At 25.8% G+C, this 22,185-nt stretch carries 25 protein-coding genes, 2 tRNA genes and 1 other RNA gene; 11 read left to right on the forward strand and 17 right to left on the reverse strand.

What is annotated here, in order from left to right:
- Positions 1-36 precede the first annotated feature (36 nt).
- Entirely contained in the window at positions 37-1,911 is a 1,875-nt protein-coding gene (gene mnmG, locus H0H40_RS00520; RefSeq protein ID WP_185869134.1) for a tRNA uridine-5-carboxymethylaminomethyl(34) synthesis enzyme MnmG, read from the reverse strand.
- A gap of 10 nt (positions 1,912-1,921) precedes the next feature.
- Positions 1,922-2,335: an rRNA maturation RNase YbeY gene (ybeY, locus tag H0H40_RS00525; protein ID WP_185869135.1), complete on the reverse strand. Its 414-nt coding sequence runs from the start codon at positions 2,333-2,335 to the stop codon at positions 1,922-1,924.
- Positions 2,336-2,366: 31 nt separating this feature from the next.
- On the opposite strand from ybeY, the gene H0H40_RS00530 reads away from it, so the two are divergent.
- Entirely contained in the window at positions 2,367-3,074 is a 708-nt protein-coding gene (locus H0H40_RS00530) for a CDP-alcohol phosphatidyltransferase family protein (protein ID WP_238785687.1), read from the forward strand.
- Positions 3,071-3,841, forward strand: a complete 771-nt coding sequence (locus H0H40_RS00535; RefSeq protein WP_185869136.1) for a 3'-5' exonuclease — start codon at positions 3,071-3,073, stop codon at positions 3,839-3,841. The genes H0H40_RS00530 and H0H40_RS00535 overlap by 4 nt, the downstream gene beginning before the upstream one ends.
- 20 nt (positions 3,842-3,861) lie before the next feature.
- On the opposite strand, the gene htpG is transcribed toward H0H40_RS00535, so the two are convergent.
- The 5 genes from htpG to rpmB form a co-directional block, all read right to left on the reverse strand.
- Positions 3,862-5,730 (reverse strand): molecular chaperone HtpG, encoded by a 1,869-nt coding sequence (gene htpG, locus H0H40_RS00540; protein WP_185869137.1) that lies wholly within the window; start codon positions 5,728-5,730, stop codon positions 3,862-3,864.
- A gap of 96 nt (positions 5,731-5,826) precedes the next feature.
- Complete coding sequence (ftsY, locus tag H0H40_RS00545) at positions 5,827-6,720, reverse strand: signal recognition particle-docking protein FtsY (RefSeq protein ID WP_185869138.1); 894 nt, start codon at positions 6,718-6,720, stop codon at positions 5,827-5,829.
- Positions 6,721-6,783: 63 nt separating this feature from the next.
- Positions 6,784-6,945 (reverse strand): DUF4295 family protein, encoded by a 162-nt coding sequence (locus H0H40_RS00550; protein WP_185869139.1) that lies wholly within the window; start codon positions 6,943-6,945, stop codon positions 6,784-6,786.
- 10 nt (positions 6,946-6,955) lie between these two features.
- On the reverse strand, positions 6,956-7,138 hold the full coding sequence (rpmG, locus tag H0H40_RS00555) for a 50S ribosomal protein L33 (RefSeq protein WP_185869140.1): 183 nt from the start codon (positions 7,136-7,138) through the stop codon (positions 6,956-6,958).
- A complete protein-coding gene (gene rpmB / locus H0H40_RS00560; protein WP_185869141.1) occupies positions 7,131-7,370 on the reverse strand; it encodes a 50S ribosomal protein L28 in 240 nt (79 codons plus the stop codon). The genes rpmG and rpmB overlap by 8 nt, the downstream gene beginning before the upstream one ends.
- 47 nt (positions 7,371-7,417) lie before the next feature.
- Here rpmB and H0H40_RS00565 point away from each other — a divergent pair, with 47 nt between their 5' ends.
- The 3 genes from H0H40_RS00565 to H0H40_RS00575 all read left to right on the forward strand — a co-directional run bounded on the left by H0H40_RS00565 (position 7,418) and on the right by H0H40_RS00575 (position 8,524).
- Positions 7,418-8,131 (forward strand): YebC/PmpR family DNA-binding transcriptional regulator, encoded by a 714-nt coding sequence (locus H0H40_RS00565; protein ID WP_185869142.1) that lies wholly within the window; start codon positions 7,418-7,420, stop codon positions 8,129-8,131.
- An RNA gene (gene rnpB / locus H0H40_RS00570) (RNase P RNA component class A) lies at positions 8,125-8,438 on the forward strand. Before H0H40_RS00565 ends, rnpB begins: the two co-directional genes overlap by 7 nt.
- A gap of 2 nt (positions 8,439-8,440) precedes the next feature.
- Positions 8,441-8,524 (forward strand) — tRNA-Ser (locus tag H0H40_RS00575).
- A 20-nt stretch (positions 8,525-8,544) separates the two neighbouring features.
- Here the strand turns inward: H0H40_RS00575 and H0H40_RS00580 are convergent.
- The 3 genes from H0H40_RS00580 to rho form a co-directional block, all read right to left on the reverse strand.
- Positions 8,545-9,636 carry a DNA recombination protein RmuC gene (locus tag H0H40_RS00580; protein ID WP_238785688.1) on the reverse strand — a complete coding sequence of 364 codons (1,092 nt, stop codon included), beginning with the start codon at positions 9,634-9,636 and terminating at the stop codon, positions 8,545-8,547.
- 105 nt (positions 9,637-9,741) lie between these two features.
- A tRNA-Met gene (locus tag H0H40_RS00585) sits at positions 9,742-9,814 on the reverse strand.
- Positions 9,815-9,879: 65 nt separating this feature from the next.
- Positions 9,880-11,463 carry a transcription termination factor Rho gene (gene rho, locus H0H40_RS00590; protein WP_185869144.1) on the reverse strand — a complete coding sequence of 528 codons (1,584 nt, stop codon included), beginning with the start codon at positions 11,461-11,463 and terminating at the stop codon, positions 9,880-9,882.
- A gap of 142 nt (positions 11,464-11,605) precedes the next feature.
- On the opposite strand from rho, the gene H0H40_RS00595 reads away from it, so the two are divergent.
- Positions 11,606-11,977 (forward strand): DUF4293 family protein, encoded by a 372-nt coding sequence (locus H0H40_RS00595; RefSeq protein WP_185869145.1) that lies wholly within the window; start codon positions 11,606-11,608, stop codon positions 11,975-11,977.
- Between the two features lie 50 nt (positions 11,978-12,027).
- On the forward strand, positions 12,028-13,113 hold the full coding sequence (prfA, locus tag H0H40_RS00600; RefSeq protein ID WP_185869146.1) for a peptide chain release factor 1: 1,086 nt from the start codon (positions 12,028-12,030) through the stop codon (positions 13,111-13,113).
- Between the two features lie 8 nt (positions 13,114-13,121).
- Here the strand turns inward: prfA and accC are convergent, their stop codons facing one another.
- Genes accC through rpmF form a run of 3 tightly spaced genes read right to left on the reverse strand, consistent with a single transcriptional unit; the run spans position 13,122 to position 15,165 of the window.
- Positions 13,122-14,483: an acetyl-CoA carboxylase biotin carboxylase subunit gene (gene accC / locus H0H40_RS00605; RefSeq protein WP_185869147.1), complete on the reverse strand. Its 1,362-nt coding sequence runs from the start codon at positions 14,481-14,483 to the stop codon at positions 13,122-13,124.
- Positions 14,484-14,494: 11 nt separating this feature from the next.
- Entirely contained in the window at positions 14,495-14,965 is a 471-nt protein-coding gene (gene accB / locus H0H40_RS00610; protein WP_185869148.1) for an acetyl-CoA carboxylase biotin carboxyl carrier protein, read from the reverse strand.
- A 14-nt stretch (positions 14,966-14,979) separates the two neighbouring features.
- A complete protein-coding gene (rpmF, locus tag H0H40_RS00615) occupies positions 14,980-15,165 on the reverse strand; it encodes a 50S ribosomal protein L32 (RefSeq protein WP_185869149.1) in 186 nt (61 codons plus the stop codon).
- Positions 15,166-15,247: 82 nt separating this feature from the next.
- Here rpmF and proS point away from each other — a divergent pair, with 82 nt between their 5' ends.
- Positions 15,248-16,726, forward strand: a complete 1,479-nt coding sequence (proS, locus tag H0H40_RS00620) for a proline--tRNA ligase (protein ID WP_185869150.1) — start codon at positions 15,248-15,250, stop codon at positions 16,724-16,726.
- Here proS and H0H40_RS00625 read toward each other — a convergent pair.
- A complete protein-coding gene (locus tag H0H40_RS00625; RefSeq protein ID WP_185869312.1) occupies positions 16,720-17,661 on the reverse strand; it encodes a dihydroorotate oxidase in 942 nt (313 codons plus the stop codon). The genes proS and H0H40_RS00625 overlap by 7 nt on opposite strands.
- A 65-nt stretch (positions 17,662-17,726) precedes the next feature.
- On the opposite strand from H0H40_RS00625, the gene pyrF reads away from it, so the two are divergent.
- Positions 17,727-19,094 carry an orotidine-5'-phosphate decarboxylase gene (pyrF, locus tag H0H40_RS00630; RefSeq protein ID WP_185869151.1) on the forward strand — a complete coding sequence of 456 codons (1,368 nt, stop codon included), beginning with the start codon at positions 17,727-17,729 and terminating at the stop codon, positions 19,092-19,094.
- Positions 19,095-19,307: 213 nt separating this feature from the next.
- A complete protein-coding gene (locus tag H0H40_RS00635; protein ID WP_185869152.1) occupies positions 19,308-19,883 on the forward strand; it encodes a MarC family protein in 576 nt (191 codons plus the stop codon).
- Here the strand turns inward: H0H40_RS00635 and H0H40_RS03115 are convergent.
- The 3 genes from H0H40_RS03115 to fbp are packed head-to-tail and all read right to left on the reverse strand — an operon-like array spanning position 19,874 to position 21,250.
- Positions 19,874-20,107 carry a ribonuclease P protein component gene (locus H0H40_RS03115; protein ID WP_185869313.1) on the reverse strand — a complete coding sequence of 78 codons (234 nt, stop codon included), beginning with the start codon at positions 20,105-20,107 and terminating at the stop codon, positions 19,874-19,876. The genes H0H40_RS00635 and H0H40_RS03115 overlap by 10 nt on opposite strands.
- A complete protein-coding gene (locus tag H0H40_RS00645; RefSeq protein WP_238785689.1) occupies positions 20,047-20,232 on the reverse strand; it encodes a hypothetical protein in 186 nt (61 codons plus the stop codon). The genes H0H40_RS03115 and H0H40_RS00645 overlap by 61 nt, the downstream gene beginning before the upstream one ends.
- A gap of 10 nt (positions 20,233-20,242) precedes the next feature.
- Complete coding sequence (gene fbp / locus H0H40_RS00650; RefSeq protein ID WP_185869154.1) at positions 20,243-21,250, reverse strand: class 1 fructose-bisphosphatase; 1,008 nt, start codon at positions 21,248-21,250, stop codon at positions 20,243-20,245.
- A 160-nt stretch (positions 21,251-21,410) separates the two neighbouring features.
- Between fbp and H0H40_RS00655 the strand changes: the two genes are divergently transcribed.
- On the forward strand, positions 21,411-22,169 hold the full coding sequence (locus H0H40_RS00655; protein ID WP_185869155.1) for a lysophospholipid acyltransferase family protein: 759 nt from the start codon (positions 21,411-21,413) through the stop codon (positions 22,167-22,169).
- The last annotated feature ends 16 nt before the right edge of the window (positions 22,170-22,185 follow it).

Raw genomic sequence — 22,185 nt, forward strand, 5'->3', positions numbered from 1 at the left:
AACTATTTGTTTTCATTAAGATTTTATTAACAACAATTAACGTTTCATATAAATAAGCAAAATACTTAAGTCGGAAGGAGAAATTCCACTAATTCTTGATGCTTGAGCTAATGATTCTGGACGATAATAATCCAATTTTTCTCTCGCTTCTAAAGAAAGAGATTGTATTTTTTTATAATCGAAATTATTTGGAATTTTTAGTTTTTCCAATTTTAATAGTTTTTTTGCATTTTCTTTTTCTCTCTCTATATATCCTTTATATTTTATTTGAATAGAAACTTGTTCTAATATTTCTTGATTAAAATCATTTTTTCTAATTTTTTCCATTAAAAATGGAATAGAAATAATATCTTTTATACTAATCTCAGAACGAGATAAAATATTTTCTACTTTTTTATCAAAGCATATTCTTGGAGATTTTTTTGTATCTAATATTGGATTGATAATTTTTGGATTAATATTCATGTTATGAAATAAATGTATACATTTTTCAATTTTAGATTTTTTTGTATCTAATATTCTCATTTTTTTTTCTGAAATCAAACCTATATTATATCCAATAGGAGTTAGTCTTACATCTGCATTATCTTGCCGTAATAACATTCTATATTCAGCTCTTGAAGTGAACATTCTATAAGGTTCTTTTGTTCCTTTTGTAATTAAATCATCTATTAAAACTCCAATATAAGCTTGATTTCTTGTAATAATTAGTGGTTCTTTTTGCATTACTTTTAAATAAGCGTTTATTCCTGCCATTAATCCCTGAGCTGAAGCTTCTTCATATCCAGTAGTACCATTAATTTGTCCAGCAAAAAAAAGATTTTTTATAATTTTACTTTCTAAAGTAAGTTTTAATTGTTCTGGAGGAAAATAATCATATTCAATTGCATATCCAGGTCTTAATATTTTCACTTTTTCAAATCCGGAAATTTTCTTTAATGACTCATATTGTATCTTTTCCGGAAAAGAAGTGGAAAATCCATTAATATATACTTCTACAGTATTCCATCCTTCAGGCTCTATAAAAATAGGATGTTCTTTTTTATCTGGAAATCTAAAGATTTTTTCTTCTATAGAAGGGCAATATCTTGGACTTGCACCTTGAATAGATTTTGAAAAAATTGGAGAATAATCTAAATACTGACGTATTAAATCATGTACTTTTTGATTGGTACAAGTTATATAACATTTTCGTTGTTTGGTTAATTTTTTTGTATCATCAAAAAAAGAAAATTTTTGAGGAAAAGTATCTCCATTTTGACACTTCATTTTATCATAATTTAATGAACGACCATCCACTCTTGGTGATGTTCCTGTCTTCATTCTTCCATATTTTAATCCAAAATGTTTGGTTAATTGTTCAGTAATTCCACGAACTTCTTGTTCTGCTATTCTTCCTCCTTTAATTTTTTTTTTACCAATATGTATTTTCCCATTTAAAAAAGTTCCATTTGTAAGTATAACTGATTTTCCTTTAATCTTTAATCCAAAAAAAGTTTTTACTCCTTTTATTGTATCTTTTTCTATGATTAGAGATGTAACTGTATCTTGATACAGATCTAATCTAGCGTTTTTTTCTAAAAAAAACCTCCAATAATAGGAAAATAACTTTCTATCACATTGAGCTCTAGGACTCCACATTGCAGGACCTTTAGATTTATTTAACATTCTAAATTGAATCATACTATGATCAGAAACAATTCCAGAATAACCTCCCAAAGCATCTATTTCCCTCACCATTTGTCCTTTAGCTATACCTCCTATAGCTGGATTACATGACATTTGACCTATAGTTTGTAAATTAGTAGTAATAAGTAGAGTTTTGGAGCCCATGTTAGAAGATGCAAAAGAAGCTTCTAGCCCAGCATGTCCTCCTCCAACGACTATAATATCATATATATCTACAAACATAATTTTATTTTCAAAATTGAAAAAAATTTAAATAAAAATTCTCTTTTTTTTTCATTATTTTTCTATCTACTTTGTTTTGATCATCATATCCTAAAAGATGCAATGCAGCATGTATCATAACTCGTTTTATTTCAACCATGAAAGATTGATTCCATATTTTAGAATTTTCAAAAACACGATCTATACTAATAAAAATATCTCCAGATATCCATTTTTTGATAGAATAATTAAATGAAAGAACATCTGTATAAAAATCTTTTTGCAAATATTTTTCATTCATATCTAAAAGGTAATTATCATTGCAAAAAACATAATTAATATTTCCAATATACATCCCTTCATTATTTAATAAAATACAAATTTCTTGAATAAAAAAAGACTCGTTTTTGATTTTAAAATCAGAAATATAAAATAATTTAATCATTATTTATTATTTTTATATAATTCTTATAATTTTGATAAAAATAATTCCAAACTTATTAAGTTTATTGAATCTTTTTTGTGGATGTATGTCCATAATTTTTTTACAATCAAGAAATTTTGATGCTTCTTCTTTTACAACTTTACTTTCAGTAATATTTGATTTTTTAGATGGTTTTGTATCTAGATTAATAAAAAATGAAAACAAGTTTGGAAAAGAATTAGATTCTCTTTCTGATATGGTTTCTTTTGGTATAGTTCCATCTATAATAGTTTTCATTTTATTGAAAACAATGAAAAAGAAAATTCCGTTTATTGAATGGTTTTCTTTTTTGATTTCTATTTTTTCCGCATGTCGTCTTGCTAAATTTAATATTAATCCTTACAATAATATATATAGAGGATTGACTACCACTGTAAATACTTTATTTTTCTCTTCTTTATCTATTATTATCACAACTCATTCTGCAGTTTCTTTTTTTGCAAAAAAAATCATAATGTCTCCTATCATAATGCTTTTTTTAATATTCTTTTCTTGTTATTTTTTAGTATCTAAAATACCAATGATTTCCTTAAATTTCAATGGTCTTCTTTGGAAGAAGAATAAAATACGTTATATTTTTTTATTGATTAGTACATTTCTTTTATTAACTTTACATGTAGTTGCTATTCCATGCATTATTATTTGTCACATAACAATCTCAATCTTTTTTCATAAAAAGAAAAATATGAAAAAAATATGACATTAAAACTTCATCGTCCCATTTGTTTCTTTGATATAGAAGCTACAGGAATCAATATCGGAAAAGACAGAATTATAGAAATATCTATATTAAAAGTATTTCCTAATGGAAATCAAGAAGATAAAACTTGGCTAGTTAATCCAGGAATCCCTATTCCTCCTCAATCAACAGCTATTCATGGCATTGAAGATAAGGATGTAGTAGGAAAGTTTAGATTTAAAGATGTTTCTTTCTCTATTTTGAAAATGATTGAAAATACAGATCTAGCAGGATATAATTCTAATAGATTTGATATTCCAATTTTAGCAGAAGAAATGCTTCGATCGGGAATATCTTTCGATATTAAAAAATATAAAACTATAGACGTACAAGTTATTTTTCATAAAATGGAACCTAGAACACTTTCTGCTGCTTATAAATATTATTGCAATAAAAATCTTATGAAAGCTCATAGTTCAAAAGCAGATGCATTGGCTACATATGAAATATTACTATCACAATTGGAAAAATATGAAAATCTTAAAAAAGACGTTAAAAGTCTAAATCAATTTTCTCATCAAAAAAATATAGCAGATCTTGCTGGATTTATTAAAATAGATGAAAATGGAAACGAAATATTTAATTTTGGAAAATACAAAGGAGAAAAGATTTTTGAAATATTTGAAAAAGACCCAAACTATTATGGATGGATACAAAATTCAGATTTTCCTTTATATACAAAAAAAATATTAACAGGGATTAAGTTAAGAAAATTCAATAAATCTTAAAAATAAAAAACTGTTATAACTTATAAAGTTAAATCTTCCAATTTTTTAGATACAAAAGTATTGAGATTTTTTCCGTTTAGCAAATTTTTGGATAAAAGAGTTAAATTTAAAGCTTCTTGAATAATTTCTTTTCTTTTTTCTTCAGATGTTTCTTGCAATATTTTTTTCATCAAAATATGATTAGTATTCACTATCAATTGATAATATTTCTTATTCTCTTTTTCATCTTCGGTTCCTTTCCCTATAGCATTCATTTCCTTCATTCTTCTCAAAAATTCAGGTACTACAATTAAAAAAGGATAATCTTTTTTTGATAAATTTTCTAATTGCATTGAAAATTTATAATCATCTACTAAAAAAATTTCAATAAAATTTTTTAAATCTTGTTTTTCCTTTTCAGAAAGTTCTGAATCATATTTTTCTTCTTTATTAATTAGTTTTTCAATATAATCTGAATCTACTCTTACAAAAGTAATTTCCTTGTCATAAAACTCTAATTTTTGTATTAAATGTACCGAAAGAGGACTATTTAATATTAAAACTTCATAACCCTTATTTTTTGCTTTCTTGATATAGCTATATTGTTCTTCTTTATCTGAAGAATAAAGAAGAACAATCTTTTCATCTTTATTTTTTTGTGTTTCTCTTACTTTTCTTTTGAACTCCTCTAGAGTAAAATAAATATCATTTACAGTAGAAAAAACAAAAAAATTGATGGATTTTTCAAAAAAATTTTGAACACTTATCATTCCGTATTCTACTATTATTTTTATGTTTTCCCATTTTTTTTGAAAATCTTCTCTGTTATTTTTAAACATAGAATCCAATTTATCAGAAACTTTTCTTGTTATATATTTGGATATGTTTCTTACAGAAATGTCAGATTGTAAATGAGAACGAGATACATTAAGGGGAATATCTGGAGAATCTATAACTCCTCTTAACAAGCTAAGAAAATCCGGTACTATTCCTTCTAAATTATCCGTAATATAAACTTGATTCTGATATAAATGAATTTTATCTTTTTGGATATCAATTCTTTTTTCTATTTTAGGAAAAAATAAAATACCTGTTAAATAGAAAGGATGATCTATATTTAGGTGTATCCAAAACAAAGGATCTTCTAATTGGTTAGGATATAATTCATGATAGAAATCTAAATAATTTTTATCGGTTAATTGAATTGGATTCTTTTTCCAAGAAGGATTTACATTATTAATAAGAGTATCTTTATCATTGTTCTTCTCTTCGTTCTTATCCTCGGAAGATAAATAAATTGATACAGGCAAAAATTTGCAATATTTTCGTAATAATTTTAAAATTCGATTATATTCTAAAAATTCATTACTTCCTTCATTAAGGAATAAAATAATTTCTGTTCCTCTATCTCTTTTTTCAACTTCTTTCATAACAAAATTAGGAGATCCTTCGCAAGACCAAAATATTGATTTTGCATCTTTTTGATAAGATTGAGTGAGTATTACAACTTTATCAGAAACCATAAAAGAAGAGTAAAAACCTAATCCAAAATGACCAATAATACGATCATCTTTTATAGACGTATTATTGTATTTTTTAATAAATTCTTCTGCTCCAGAAAAAGCTATTTGATTAATATATTTTTCTACTTCTTCTTTAGTCATTCCAATTCCATTATCTATGATGCGAATAGTTCTATTTTTTTTATCTATTAAAACTCCAACTTTCAAATCATCTTCTTCCAAAGACTCCAAATTTTCATTTCCTAATTTTGCGATAGTTTTTAATTTAACAATGGCATCTGTAGCATTAGAAACAAGTTCACGTAAAAAAATTTCTTGATCAGAATAAAGAAATCTTTTGATAATAGGAAAAATGTTATCTGAAGTAACACTAATTTTATTGTCCATGAAAATGAATTATTGAAATTTATTTAGAAAATAAAGACAAATATTATACCATAGTGAATGAAAGTAAGTGAAGAAGACATCATGTCAGTTGAATTTTCATTCAAAAAAATAATCTATAAATTTTTTTCCATTGAATTTTTTCAAATCTTGTATTTGTTCGCCTGTTCCTAGATATTGAATAGGTATTTTGAATTGATCCATAATTCCTATAACTACTCCACCTTTAGCTGTCCCTTCTATTTTTGTTAAAATAATAGAAGAAACATCAACGAATGAAATAAATTTTTTAACCTGTTCAAAAGCATTTTGACCTGTACTGGAATCTAAAACAAGCATAATCTCATGGGGAGATTCAGGTATAACTTTTTTCATAACTCTACTTATTTTAGAAAGCTCTTTCATTAGATCAACACGATTTTGTAATCTTCCGGCTGTATCAATTAAAACTACATCTTTTTTTCTTGATTTTGCAGCTTGTAAAGTATCATATGCAACAGAAGCTGGATCTGCATGTATATGTTGTTTTATTAAAGGAACTTTAGCTTTATTTGCCCATATTTCAAGTTGATCAATAGCTGCTGCTCTAAATGTATCAGATGCTCCTATAATTACATTAAAACCTTTTTTTTTTAAAAGAAAAGACAATTTTCCAATTGTGGTTGTTTTTCCTACTCCATTAACTCCTACTATCATAATTACATATGGTTTTTTTTGATTTTTTATTTTCTTTTCTAAACATTCGTTTTTAATATTTATAAAAAGGATTTCTATCTCTTTTTTAAGTATATTAAATAATTCTTGTGAATTTTTATATTTTTCTTTTTGAATTCTTTTTTCTAAATTTTCAATGATTTTTATGGTAGTAGTTATTCCTATATCTGCGGACAACAATATATCCTCTATATGATCAATAACATTTTTTTCTATTTTTGATTTTCTAAGAAAAATATTTTTTATTTTGGAAAAAATTGATTCTCTAGTTTTTTTCAATTCACTATTAAATTATGTTCTTAATTTCTTTTCTTTTTTTATCTGTAAAAACATTATGAATTTCTAATTTTTTAGAAAAAAATTTTTTATTTCTTCATTATCATTAGCGATAATTTTATTAATAAAGTTATAAGAACCAGATTTTTCTGATTTGACTATTTTTATAACCAAAGTCATTTTTTTTGAAATTTTCCTTTTTTTATTTTCTACTATTTTTTTAGACATAGTACTATTGCTATTTTATTTCTTTATGAGTGGTATATTTTCTTAGAATTGGATTATATTTTTTTAATTCAATTCTATACGGAGTATTTTTTTTATTTTTTGTTGTTATATACCTGGAACAACCAGGTATCCTACTTTTTTTTTGTTCAACGCATTCTAATATAACTTGTATTCTATTCCCTTTTTTAGCCATTTTTATTAATTTTTATTTTGTAACGTTTTAATGCATTTTCAATTCCTATTTTATTAATAAGTTTAACTGCATAAGCACAAATTTTTAAAGTAATCCATTTTTTTTCTTTTATCAAAAAGAAACGTTTTTTACATAAATTAATATTAAAACGACGTTTTTTTTTATTGTTGGCATGAGAGACTCTATTTCCTGTCATTGCTTTTTTTCCTGTCAATTCACAAATTTTTGACATAATTAAAGTTTTTTTTTGCTAATTTAGTATAAAAATAAAAACACTTCATGTCAGGACATAGTAAGTGGGCAAATATACAACATAGAAAATCTAATCAGGATTTTAGAAAATCTCAAAAATTTTCTAAGATTATTAAAGAAATAACTATAGCTGTCAAAGAATCAGGAACAAACAACTTTCGTTTTAAGAATGCGATTATGAATGCAAAGTCAGTTAATATTCCTAAAAAGACTATAGAAAAAGCGATCAAAAAAGCTTTACAAATAAAAAAAACAAACAGGTATAAAAGTTTAAATTTAGAAGGACAAATAAACGGAATTAGTTTGATTATAGAATGTGTTACGAATAATAGTGTTCGTACAGTTTCTAATATAAGAACATTTTTAAATAAAAATGGAGGTAGGCTATGTCATTACGGAGAATTAACTCATTTCTTTCAAAGAATAGGTGTTTTTTATATAAAAAAAAAAGATATTCATTACTCTATGGAAGATTTTGAGTTGATGACAATAGATTTTGGAGCTAAAGATTTTGTGAAAAATTTAGATATGGTTTCTATCTATACAGATTTTGCATTCTTCGGATCTATGAAGAATAATTTGGAGAAATTAGAAATATACCATGAGTATCACGTAATGCATACTCCTAAACAAATAATAGAATGTGTTTCAGAAGAAAAAAAAGAAAAAGTTTTGAGACTTATTGAAAATCTTGAAAAAGATCATGATGTAGAAAAAATTTACTCGAATTTAAAAAAGTAGGACGACCTATCGCATTGAAAATAATGAGGAAAGTCCGGACACCATAGAGCAACACAATGGGTAATTCCCATCCATCGCAAGATGAGGAATAGTGCAACAGAAAGAAAGTACAGAGTAGATTATTTCCTTGTTTGTTCTTCTGCTGTAGTGAAATCATGTAAACTCTGTGTGGTGAAATGCCATGTATACCGGAAAATTGGCTCGGTTGATACCGGGGGGTAGGCAGATAGAGATTTATAGGTAACTTAAATCCCAGATAAATGATAGGTAAAATATACAGAATCCGGCTTATAGTCCTACTTTTTTTTCGGAGAGATGGCCGAGAGGATTAAGGCGCACGTCTGGAAAGCGTGTTCACATAAAGTGTCAAGGGTTCGAATCCCTTTCTCTCCGCTTATATGCTAATCTTAAGATTAATAATTTTCTATATCTCTTAATTTTTTTTCAATGAGATTAGTTTTAACACCTAGTAATTTATCTATATCCTTTGAAGCTCCTTGTAATTTATCCTGAGCTTGATGAAGTAAAAATCCAAATTTTTTAAATTCCTGTTTTACAGTTTCTAAAATCCCCCATACTTCAGAACTTCTTTTTTGAATAGCTAAAGTTCTAAATCCTATCTGTAAACTGTTTAATACAGCTGCTAATGTAGATGGTCCTGTTATTACAGTTTTATATTTTCTTAATAGTTCTTCTAGTAGACCAGAATTCCTTGCTATTTCAGCATATATTCCTTCGAAAGGTAAAAATATAATTGCAAAATCAGTAGTATTTGGAGGATCTAAATACTTATCTTTAATATCTTTTGACATTTTCTTAAGTACAGATTCCATATTTTTTATAGCTACTTCTATATTCTTCTTTTCTCCTTTACGATAAGCTTCTTGTACTTTTTCATAAGTTTCTTTTGGAAATTTTACATCAATAGGTAGCCATATTATATTTCCATCTTCAAGTCCTGGAAGTTTTATTGCAAATTCTACTACAAAATTTGTATTAGATTTTGTAATAACATTAGAAGCATATTGTTCTGGAGATAAAATTTGTTGTAAAAGCATAGAAAGTTGCATCTCGCTAAAACTACCACATATTTTGACATGATTTAAGGTTCTTTTCAACGAACTTACATCTTTTGCTAAAATTTTCATTTCACCTAAACCTTCTTGCAAGAAGAATAACTGATTTCCGATTATTTCAAATGATTTACCAAGATGTCTATTCAAAGAAGTTTGAAGTTTTTCATTAACATTTTCTTTTATTTCTTCAAGTTTTTTTTCTACAATTTTAATCAATTTTTTTTGTTCATCAGAAACGAAATCTAATTTTTTAGATTGATGATCAATGTAAAATTGAATTTTTTTATCTATATAATCCTGAGAATCTCTTATAACTTGCGATAATCTATTTCTTACTTCTATTAAAGAATCATCAATTCCTTTTTTATTATATTGAGATAAATTTCGAATTTCGTTTTCTTGATCTTTAAATTCCTTTCTAAAAAACAATTCCAATTTTCTAAAAAAATATATGCATATGAAAAGAATAAAAAAACAAAAAAAAATAAAAAAAGAATACATTCAAAAGAAATTATTATTCTGAAGAGAAGAAAGTAGCGGGAATAGGACTCGAACCTATGACCTTCGGGTTATGAGCCCGACGAGCTACCAACTGCTCCATCCCGCGATTAACGATAATATAATATTTTTCATTTACAAAATCAAATATTAATAAAAATAATAAATACAAATTTATCCATTCATCGATATTAAAAATTCTTCGTTATTTTGAGTTCTAGACATTCTGGATCTCAAAAATTCCATAGCTTCTACTGGATTCATGTCAGAAAGATGTTTTCGCAAAATCCACATTCTTTGTAATGTACTTTGATCTAATAAAAGATCATCTTTTCTTGTACTAGAAGAAACTAAATCAATGGCTGGATAAATACGTTTATTAGCTATTTTTCTATCTAATTGAAGTTCTTTATTTCCTGTTCCTTTAAATTCTTCAAAAATAACTTCATCCATTTTTGATCCTGTATCAATCATTGCTGTAGCAATAATAGATAAAGATCCTCCATTTTCTATATTTCTAGCAGCTCCAAAAAATCTTTTTGGTCTATGTAATGCATTTGCATCCACTCCTCCTGATAATACTTTTCCAGATGCAGGAGCTACAGTATTATATGCACGAGCTAAACGTGTTATAGAATCTAATAGTATAACTACATCATGAGAGCATTCAACCATTCTTTTTGCTTTTTGTAAAACAATATTAGCTACTTTTACATGTCTATCCGCTGGTTCATCAAAAGTAGATGCTATAACTTCTCCTTTTACATTCCTTTGCATATCTGTTACTTCTTCTGGTCTTTCATCGATCAATAATATAATTAAATATACCTCAGGATGATTAGCAGCAATAGCATTGGCTATTTCTTTTAATAAAGTAGTCTTTCCTGTTTTAGGGGGAGCAACAATCATTCCTCTTTGTCCCTTTCCTATGGGAGTAAAAAGATCTACTATTCTTGTAGAAAGAGTTGCGTTTTTCTCAGCTAATTTGAATTTTTCATTGGGGAATAATGGAGTTAAATGTTCAAAAGAATCTCTTTCTCTTACAAAAGAAGGAGATCTTCCATTTATTTCAATAATTTTAATTAAGGGAAAATATTTTTCTCCATCTTTAGGTGGACGTACTTCTCCTCTTATTGTATCTCCTGTTTTCATTCCAAAAAGTCTAATTTGAGATTGAGAAACATAAATATCATCAGGAGATGATAAATAATTAAAGTCAGAAGATCTTAAAAATCCGTAATTTTCTGGCATTGTTTCTAATACTCCCTCGCTGGTTATAATTCCTTCAAATTCATATTCAGGAGTACGATATTTATTAGAAGAAATTTTTTGTGATACTCCTTCTATTCCATGATTATGAAATGATACTTGTTGAGATTCATTTCTATCATTTTTTTTCCAATTGGAATAACTTTTATGTTTTTTTTGATATTTTACATCTTCTGACATTTTTGAATTACTGAAATTAGAAGATCTAATATTTTCTTTATGAACTAAATTTTTTCTTCCATTATTTATATTTTTAAACAAATTTTTTGATTCTAATTTTTTTTGCACTTTAAATCCTTTTTTTAATTTTAAAGAGGTTTCTTTTTTCAATGAAGATTTTGTAGAATTATTTTTGTTATTCAAAATGGATATAATTTTTTCTAGGAGTTCATTCTTTCGTAATTGTGTACATTTTTTTAAGCCTGAAGAACGAGCAATCTCCTGTAATTCAAAAAGTTTTTTACTTTTTAATTCAGTAATGTCAAACATAAAGTAATTGGATTATATTTTATACACTAAATATGGAAAATAATATACTAGTATAATTATATTAGAAATGATAAATGCAATTATACAAAAAATTAATTTGAAAATAACAAATATATTATATACGTAAACAATTTTAATCTATATGTTATATAGAATACAAACATTATATCTATTTATTTCTATTTTTATTTATTCAGTTTATTTATATTATTTTCTTATCATTTTTACATATAATTTTTTTTTTCTAAGAAAAATTTTTGTTCTTATATGTTTAATTCTATCTATTTTAAGTATTCTTTCTTTCAAAAGAAAGAAATTGCAAATATTTATGAATAAAACGAATATACTTGTAACTGGCATTAGTTTAATTACATTTTTTTATCCATCATGCAAAATAAAAATATCCGTTTTTTTCGTTTTTTTATGTCTTTGTAACATATTCTTTTTGTGGATGGCTAATAAAGGAATAAAAAAAGACATAAAACTAATTGATTCTATGAATAGAATACGATGAATTTATTTCCATTCAATGAACTTTAAACTTTTTTAAGAAAAACTGAAAAAATGAAAAAATATTCATTAATTAAAAAATTTGAAGAATATGAAAATGAATTTCGTAAAATTTCAAAATCTATAATTCAACCTAATATTATATCTGATCAAAAAAAATATAAAATATTATTAAAAAAATATCTAAAATTAGAAAAAATAGTTTCTCTTCATAAGGAATATAATAAAAAAATAGTATTACTTCAAGAAGCAAATTTTATATTGAAGAACGATTCAGATCAGGAACTTAAAGAGTTTGCTTCTATAGAAAAAGAAAAAATATTAGAAAATTTTTCTTTTTTTGAAAAAGAATTTTCTAATCTTACTTCTTCTTTTTCAGAAGAAAAAACAATAGAAGGAGAAGATGAAAGAAATGCTATTGTAGAACTTCGTTCTGGAACAGGAGGAGATGAAGCATGTCTTTTTGTAGAAGATATATTAAGAATGTATACAATGTATTTTAAAAAATCAGGATGGAAATACAAAATTATACATGCTCAAAAAGGAAAAGTCAAAGGATATAAAGAAATTATTTTAGATGTAAATGGAGAAGAAGAAGTTTATGGAAGTTTAAAATTCGAATCTGGAGTCCATAGAGTACAAAGAATTCCAAAAACAGAATCTCAAGGAAGAGTGCATACATCTGCTATCACAGTAGCTGTACTCCCAAAAGTGAAAGATATAGAAGTAAATATTAATTTATCTGATATAAAAAAAGATACTTTTAGATCTAGTGGCGCTGGTGGTCAGCATGTTAACAAAACAGAGTCTGCTGTACGATTAACTCATTTACCAAGTAAAATAACGGTAGAATGCCAAGAGGGACGATCTCAACACAAAAACTTTGAAAAAGCCATAAGCGTCTTAAGATCAAAAATTTATCAAATTGAGAAAGAAAAAAAATTAAAAGAAATATCTATACAAAGAAAATCTTTAGTCTCTACGGGAGACCGTTCTGTAAAAATACGTACCTATAATTATCCAAAAAGCAGAGTAACGGATCATAGAATTCATAAATCTTTTCATGATCTCGCAGGATTCATGAATGGGAACATTCAAGAAATGATTAATGTTTTAAAAATTTTTGAAAAAAAAAAATAATATGATTTTTAATTTTCTGATAATAGTAGATTTAAATCTATTTCATCTAAAAAGTTTGTATTGTAATTTCCTTTCAAAAAATCATCGTTTTGCATAAGTTTTCTATGAAAAGGGATAGTAGTTTGAATTCCTTCTATCACAAATTCTTCTAAAGAACGACGCATTTTTTCAATGGTTTCTTTTCTGTTTTTCGCTGTAGTGATAACTTTTGCTATCATAGAATCATAATAATGTGTAACAAAATATCCTGCATAAACATGCGTATCGACACGAACTCCTTTTCCTCCTGGGAAATGTATTTGAGTAATTTTTCCTGGGACTGGCTGAAAATTATTATGTGGTTCTTCTGCATTAATTCTACATTCTAGTGAATACATTTTGGGATAGTAATTTTTTTTTCTGGAAAGTTTTTTTCCGCAAGCCAAAAATATTTGTTCTTGAATTAAATCTAACCCTGTTATTTCTTCAGTTACAGCATGTTCTACTTGTATTCTAGGGTTCATTTCCATAAAATAAAAATTTTTGTTTTTATCTACTAAAAATTCTATAGTTCCTATTCCTTCATAATGAATAAATTCAGCAGCTTTAACAGCTTCATCTCCCATTTTTTTTCTAAGAGATGTGGTTAAAAATGGAGATGGGGCTTCCTCTATTAATTTTTGATTTCTTCTTTGAATAGAACAATCTCTTTCGGATAAGTGACATGCTTTTCCATATTTATCTCCTATAATTTGTATTTCTATATGTCTTGGATTTAAAATTAATTTTTCTATATACATATCTTTTTTCCCAAAACATAACCAAGATTCTTTTTTAGCTTCTTCCCAAGAATTTTTTAAATTCTTTTTATCAAAAACAGGTCGTATTCCTCTTCCTCCTCCTCCAGATACAGCTTTAATGATAACAGGATATCCTATTTTGTCTGCAAAATATTCTATTTCTTTAGAAGAATATTTCGAAAAACAATGAAATCCAGGTAAACAAGAAATTCCAGCTTCATTCATAGTTTTTTTTGCTGAAATTTTATTACCCATTTGAATCATATGACTTGGTTTAGCTCCTATAAATTTAATTCCATGTTTATGACACATAGATGAAAAATATGCGTTTTCAGATAAAAATCCATATCCAGGATGGATAGCATCTGCATTTGTAATTTCTGCTGCAGAAATTAAATTTGGAACATTTAAATATGATTGATGGGAAGAAGGAGGGCCAATACATACAGCTTCATCTGCAAAATAAACATGAAGACTATGTTTATCTACTGTAGAATAAACAGCTACAGTTTTAATTCCCATTTCTTTAGCTGTTCGTATAATCCTCAAAGCGATTTCCCCACGATTAGCTATTAATATTTTTTTAAACATATAGAATAGAATTAATCTTTTGGATCCAAAATAAACAAAGGTTGATCATAATCAACCGGAGTTGCGTCTTCAACAAGTATTTTAACAAGTTTTCCACTTACTTCAGATTCAATATCATTAAATAATTTCATAGCTTCTATCACACAAACCTTTGTTCCTATTTTTATTTCATCTCCTACTCTTACAAAAGGTTCATGATCTGGATGAGGTTTTCTATAAAATGTTCCTATCATAGGAGATTTTATTGTTAAATATTGATTATCAATATCATTTACATTATTTACTTTTTCTATTTTGGGAAATCTATCAGAAAAATCAGAAAGAGAAGAGGAACTTTTAGGGGAAGCCCATAAATGTTTTCTATTTTTTAATATCCTATTTTTTTTTATGTGAATTTTAGTATTTCCTATTTTAATCCTTATTTCACTAATATTTGATTTGGAAACGAGTTGAATAAGTGATCTTATTTTTTTGAAATCCATTGATAATTAGGATATTATTTTTCTTTTTTATATACAATTTTCCCTCTATAATAAAGTTTTTTTTCATACCAATGAGCGTGATGATATAAATGTTTTTGATTTGTTAAAGAACATTTCACTAATAAAGGAACTTTCATTTTCAAATGATTTCTTCTTTTATCTCTTCTAGATTTAGATTGTCTTCTTTTAGGATGTGCCATATTATTTCTAAATTAGTTTTTTCACTAATTTAGAAATAAAATTAAATGTGTTAATAAAATAATTTCTATATATTTATTTTTTATGAACGAATTAACTAAACGAAGTCAAGATTATTCAAAATGGTATAATGAAATAATTGTAAAGTCTGGTTTAGCAGAATTTTCCGGAATACGTGGATTCATGATTATCAAACCATATGGTTACTCTTTATGGGAAAGAATGAAACAAAAACTAGACAAAATGCTAAAAAATACAGGACATAAAAATGTTTATTTTCCTTTACTAATTCCTAAGTCTATTTTTTCAAAAGAAAAAGAACACACGGAAATATTTTCTGAAGGATGTGCTATTGTTACACATTCTAGATTAAAAAAAAGTGAAAATAAAAATGAAGAAGAATTAATTATTGACAATGAATCAAAATTACAAGAAGAATTAGTAATTAGACCTACTTCTGAAAGTATCATATGGAAAACCTATAAACGTTGGATTCAATCTTATAGAGATCTTCCTCTATTATTTAATCAATGGGGAAATGCATTAAGATGGGAAATGCGTACTAGGTTATTTCTAAGAACAAATGAATTTTTATGGCAAGAAGGACATACTGCTCATTCTACGAAAGAAGAAGCTATAGAAGAAACTATAAAAATATTAAACATTTATACAGATTTTTCTGAAAATTTTATGGGTATTCCTGTATTACAAGGAATAAAACCATACATGGATAAATTTCATGGATCCGAAAAAACATATTGCATAGAAGCCATCATGCAAGATGGAAAATCTTTACAAATTGGTACTTCACATTTTTTAGGACAAAATTTTTCTAAAGCTTTTGACGTTCAATTCACTAATTATAATGGAAAAAAAGAATATGTATGGTCAACTTCTTGGGGAGTTTCTACTAGACTAATAGGTGCATTAATTATGTCTCATTCAGATGATAAAGGTTTAATTTTACCTCCAAAAATAGCTCCTATACAAATTGTCATTATTCCTATATATAAAAATCAAGAAAAATTTAGTGTTATAAATCATATAATTGAAAAAATTATAAATATTTTAGAAAAAGAGAAAATACGAGTTAAATATGATAATAGGAGAACATTAACTCCTGGATGGAAATTTAATGAATATGAAATGAAAGGAATTCCTATACGAATAAGTGTAGGAGTAAACGAAATAGAAAACGAAAAAGTAGAAATTTTTAGAAGGGATACATATGAAAAAATGTGTATTTCTTGGACAAAGATAAAAAATTTTATCCCTAAATTACTTGATGAAATACAAAAAAATATTTATCAAAAAGCGTTAAACAGAACTCGAAAATTGACGATTAAGTCAGATAATTACGATGATTTTAAAAAGAAAATAAATAGATCAGGAGGATTCATATTTGCTCATTGGGATGGAGATAAAAATACGGGGAAAAAAATTCAAGAAGAAACAGAAGCTACTATACGTTGTATACCTTTATCTACAGAAAAAGAAAAAGGAAAATGTATATATTCCGGAACTCCATCTTTTCAAAGAGTTGTTTTTTCTAAATCTTATTGAAAATTTTTCAATTTTCCTTTAAAACTATTTATAGATGAATAATTTTTTTTCTTTAAAAAAAGAGTAAACTCTTTTTTTAATCTATCAAATATTGAAATTCCTTCTTTTATTAATTGTGTACCAATTTGAACAGCTGAAGCTCCACATAGTATATATTCAAAAATATCTTTTCCAGAATAAATTCCTCCACATCCTATAATAGAAATATCTTTTCTCAGATAAGTATAAAATTTACGAACATTAGCCAGTGCAAATGGTTTTATGATTGATCCTCCTACTCCTCCAAACCCATTTTTTGGTTGTATTACTGTTTTTTCATTATCTGTATCGATAAAAATACCATTAGGTAAGCTATTAATACAAGTAACAAAAAAAATAGGATATTGATTTAAAAGCAAGGACATATTTATGATGCATTCTTCTTTAAAATAAGGAGGAAGTTTAATTCCTAAAGGCTTTTTATTGAATTCAAATATACTTTCTAAAAAAGTAGAAATTTTATACAAATCATTTCCTAATACTTCTTCTCTCAAGTTTGGACAAGATAAATTTAACTCTATAGCTGTTACTTTTTGAGAAAAATTAGCTTTTTTCATCAAAAAAAGATTTTCTTCGATCGATAACCCGGATAGAGAAAGAAAAACAGGTTTTTTCGTTTTTTTTTTTTCTAAAAAGTTTAAATAAAAATCTATACCAAGATTAGGTAACCCCATAGAATTAATACTTCCTACATTCCATTCAAAATATCTTGGTTTTACATTTCCTTCTCTTGGATTTTTTGTACAACTCTTTGTGACAACAGCTCCAGAAGAGCTATCAAAAAGATTGGATAGTTCTTGATCTGTGGTGCAAAGAGCACCTGAAGCATTCATAATACACGATGAAAGTTGAATTCCATTTATATGAGAAGAAATGTCTATTTTTTTCATAATCATATCAATTATAATAATATTCAAAGTATAAAATTTTTAACTTTACTAAAACAGTTTTTTTATGAAATATGAAAGAAAAAGAACAATTCTTTTTAAAAATTTATAATTTAGGAATCATAAAATTTGGAAATTTCACTTTGAAAAGTGGAATGAACTCTCCCATATATATAGATTTTAGGCCAATAGCTTCTAGACCAGATTTACTAATAAAATTATCGGATTTACTCCTTCATGAAGTATCATCTAATAATTTTGAACTAATTTGTGGAGTTCCCTACGCAGCTTTACCTATTGCTACAACTTTATCTTTGATATCTAATATTCCATTAATTATTAAGAGAAAAGAAGATAAAGGTTATGGAACTAAGAAAATGATTGAAGGTATTTATAAAAAAGGGCAAAATTGTCTTATTATAGAAGATGTCATAACAAGTGGAGAAAGTTTAATAAAAACCGTAATAGATCTCGAGAAAGAAGGATTAGTTATAAAATACATTATGTCCATTCTCGATAGAGAACAAGGAGGAACAGAAAATATAAAAAAAAGAGGATATAATATACGAACTTTATTTCGTATAGGAGAAATTTTAAAAATGTTAGAAAAAAAACATTTTTTAAAAAAAAAAGAAATAAATATGATTCAATTCTTTAAAAGAAAAAATATAAAAAATTCTCAAAATAAACGTCTTTCTTATGAAGAAAAAAAAGAAAAAGTTTCTCATCCTATAGGGAAAAAACTTATTGATATTACATTGAAGAAAAAAACAAATTTGATAGTTTCTGCAGATTTAGTACATTCTAAAAATATATTGAAATTAGTTAATTTAATTGGAGATATAATTTGTGGATTAAAACTTCATGTAGATATTATCAATGATTTTTCATTATCATTTATAAATTATCTCAAAAATATTTCTATAGAAAAAAAATTTTTGCTATTTGAAGATAGAAAATTATGTGATGTTGGTCCTACCAATTATCTTCAATTACATTATGGAATATATAAAATTTCTTCTTGGGCAGATATTATCACAGCGCATGTACTAGCAGGAAGTTCTAGTATACAAAACTTGAATATTCCTTCCAGTATGGGTTTAATTACAATATCAGAGATGTCTTCTTATGGTAGATTATCAGATGATAATTATATAAGAAAAGTATTAAATATTTCTTTAAAAAACCCAGAAGTTATTGGTACTGTAGCCCAAAGAAAAGTAGATGATAGACTACTATTATTTACACCTGGAATTCATTTTTCTAGTGAAAAAAATCTATTAGGAAACACCTATATTCATCCTAATCAGGCTTTTGAAAAAAATGGAAGTGATTTTATCATTGTGGGGAAAGCCATTTATCAATCTAAAAATCCAAAAATAGCAGCGGAAGAATATAGAAATGCAGGATGGAAAGCCTATGAAAATGAGCTTTTGAATTAAACAGTTCAGTTAATTTAATGTTATGTAAATTTTTTTCAAAAAAATTAATGATACTGATTATATTTTTATTTAATTTGTGTATTTAAATCAAGGTTAAATCTTGTTTTTTTCTTTTTTTTTAAGAAAAAAACTCTTTGTAAATGTATTTTGAGTAGAAAAAACTATAATTCGTAATCGTAATAAGGTAAAAATTTTTTAGAATAAATTTTGAATATGGAATGGATTAACTCATTAATCAGTTGTTTTATGATACTTTTTAGTATTATAGACATATTAGGAAATGCTCCGATTATTATGGGATTCAAATCAAAAGGGAACATAATAAATACTAAAAAAGTTATAATCAGTTCTCTTGTTATATTCTTATCTTTTCTATTTTTAGGACAACCTATGCTAAAAATCATTGGAGTAGATGTTCACTCTTTTTCTGTAGCAGGCTCCATAGTCTTGCTTTTGATAGGTTTAGAAATGATACTAGGAGTAGATTTTCACAAGGTTACAGAAAATGCTCAAACTTCTATTGTTCCAATAGCCTTCCCTCTTATAGCGGGACCTGGTTCTTTAACAACCTTAATTTCATTAAGAACAACTTACGATGTAAACATTATTCTTTTATCTTTGATACTTAATATGATAGTTGTCTATTTCGTAATAGATAGATGTGATTTCATAGCTAAAAAAATAGGAAATAGTGGTTTAGATATACTCAAAAAAATATTTGGAATTGTTTTATTAGCTTTTGCCGTTAAAATATTTGGAGCCAATGCAGGGCAATTGTTTCAACAATAATATCTTTTTATTTTATTGAAAATTTTTTTTACAGATTGATTGATATTTTGATACTTAGGAAGGTATCCCCCATTGTAAATCAAAATGAAAAAAAAAATTTTTTTTTTCATTTTCTTTTCCAATAGAAGTTTATTCAACAAAAAACAAGCTCTTAATAAACGTTTTATTCTATTTCTGTGAACTGATTTCTTAAATATTTTTTTTTTACTACAGTTCCAGTTAATTTGATTAACGAACTTTTTTCAGAATTTGTTTCTTCTGATAAAAAAATACAAGAAACTGGATCTACTAAAAAATATTTTCCATTTTTTAGAACTTTATCAAAAATTTTCTTACTTTTCATTTGCATACAATAAAAATTATCCACAATTATCCATAAATTCTTCTAATTTGGATACCATTTCTGTAGGGCCACATACGAATGGAGTTCTTTGATGTAACTTTTTCGGTTCTATATCTAGAATACGTCTTTTTCCATCAGAAGCTTTCCCTCCAGCTTGTTCTGTTAAAAAAGCTATGGGATTACATTCATAAATCAATCTTAATTTACCTTCCGGATAAGAAGCGTTTTTAGGATAAATATATATTCCTCCTTGTATCATATTTCTGTGAAAATCTCCTACCAAAGAACCAATATATCTTGCTGTATAAGAACGATTTTCTTTATTTTTATTTTCTTGACAATATCTAATAAATTTTCTAATGCCATTAGAAAATTTTGTATAATTAGCTTCATTAATGGAATAAATTTTTCCTTCTTTAGGAAAACTAAGATTATGATGAGATAAATAAAAAGTTCCAACTGAAGGATCTAATGTGAATCCATGTACACCATTTCCAATACTATACACTAATATAGTAGAAGATCCATAAATAATATATCCTGCAAGAATTTGTTGATTTCCCCTCTGTAAAAAATCTTCTATTGTTACATTCATTTGAATAGGAGATTTTCTTATATATACGGAAAATATAGTTCCAATAGATACATTTACATCTATATTAGAAGATCCGTCAAGTGGATCTATTAAAACTATATATTGATTTTGTAAAGGATTTTCTTTTTTATTATTGATCACTATAAAATCTTTGCTTTCTTCAGAAGCTATTCCACAAACTACGTTCCTACTTTTAAATGATTCAATAAAAGCTTTATGAGCGAAATTATCCAATTTTTGTTGATTTTCTCCTTGAATATTAGTAATCCCAGAACTACCTATAATTTTTTCAGTTAAACCAGCTTTATTGACTTCTTTGTGAATAGCCTTAGAAGCCAGTTTTATAGAACTAAATAATCGTAACAATTCCTCAGTTGAATACGAAAAATAATCTCTATTTTCTATAATAAACTCTCCTAATGTATACATGTATCGGAAAATACCATACTTTATATTTATCTAATCAAAGATCAGATTTTTTAAATAAAAAGAAAACAATATCCACAATTAAAAAATATAAAGAAAATAAACTTAAATAAAAGTATTGTATTAAAAATTTTTTTATTTTTATTAAATTTTATTTTGTATAATGAAAATTTTACAAATGTTATTTGTATTATTATGGCGTATATGGTTTTTTGTTATAAACATATTTTTAATTCCATTATGGGCAGGAGCTTCCATTCCATTTCTTTTTAAAGAAAAAAATTATCCTATTGCATATTGGTTTCATCAAATGTGGGCTAGAAGTAATTTATTCCTCATGGGATTTTGGTACGTATTAGAAAAAGATGAAGAAATATTAGATAAAAATAAGCAATATATGATTATTAGTAATCATACATCCATTATGGATATTATGTTAATTTATTCTTTAATGAGAAATCATCCTCTAGTTTTCGTAGGAAAAGCAGAATTATCCAAACTTCCATTTTTTGGTTTTGTTTATAAAAAAAGCAATATTCTTATAGATAGAAAAAATTTATCCAGTTGCATTCAAGTATTTAAAAAAATACAGAATGAGGTAGATTCTGGAAAAAGCGTTTGTATTTTCCCAGAAGGAGGAGTACCTAAATCATCTATTCTCTTAGATAATTTCAAAAGTGGAGCTTTTTTTATAGCTATAATAAAAAATATATCTATCATTCCCTTTACCATCGCTGATATAAAAAAAAAATTTCCTAATTCTTCTATTATAAAAGGAAGTCCAGGAAAAATAAGAATAAAACAACATCATTCTATATCTACAAAAAACTTATCCTTAAAAGATAAAAATAATTTAAAAAAAAAATGTTTTGATTTGATAAAAAATCAATTAGAAAAGTTCGAACGTGAAAAAAATAAATAATAAACAAATTAAAATT

The sequence above is a fragment of the Blattabacterium cuenoti genome, assembly GCF_014252295.1.
Classification (GTDB): Bacteria; Bacteroidota; Bacteroidia; order Flavobacteriales; family Blattabacteriaceae; genus Blattabacterium; species Blattabacterium cuenoti_V.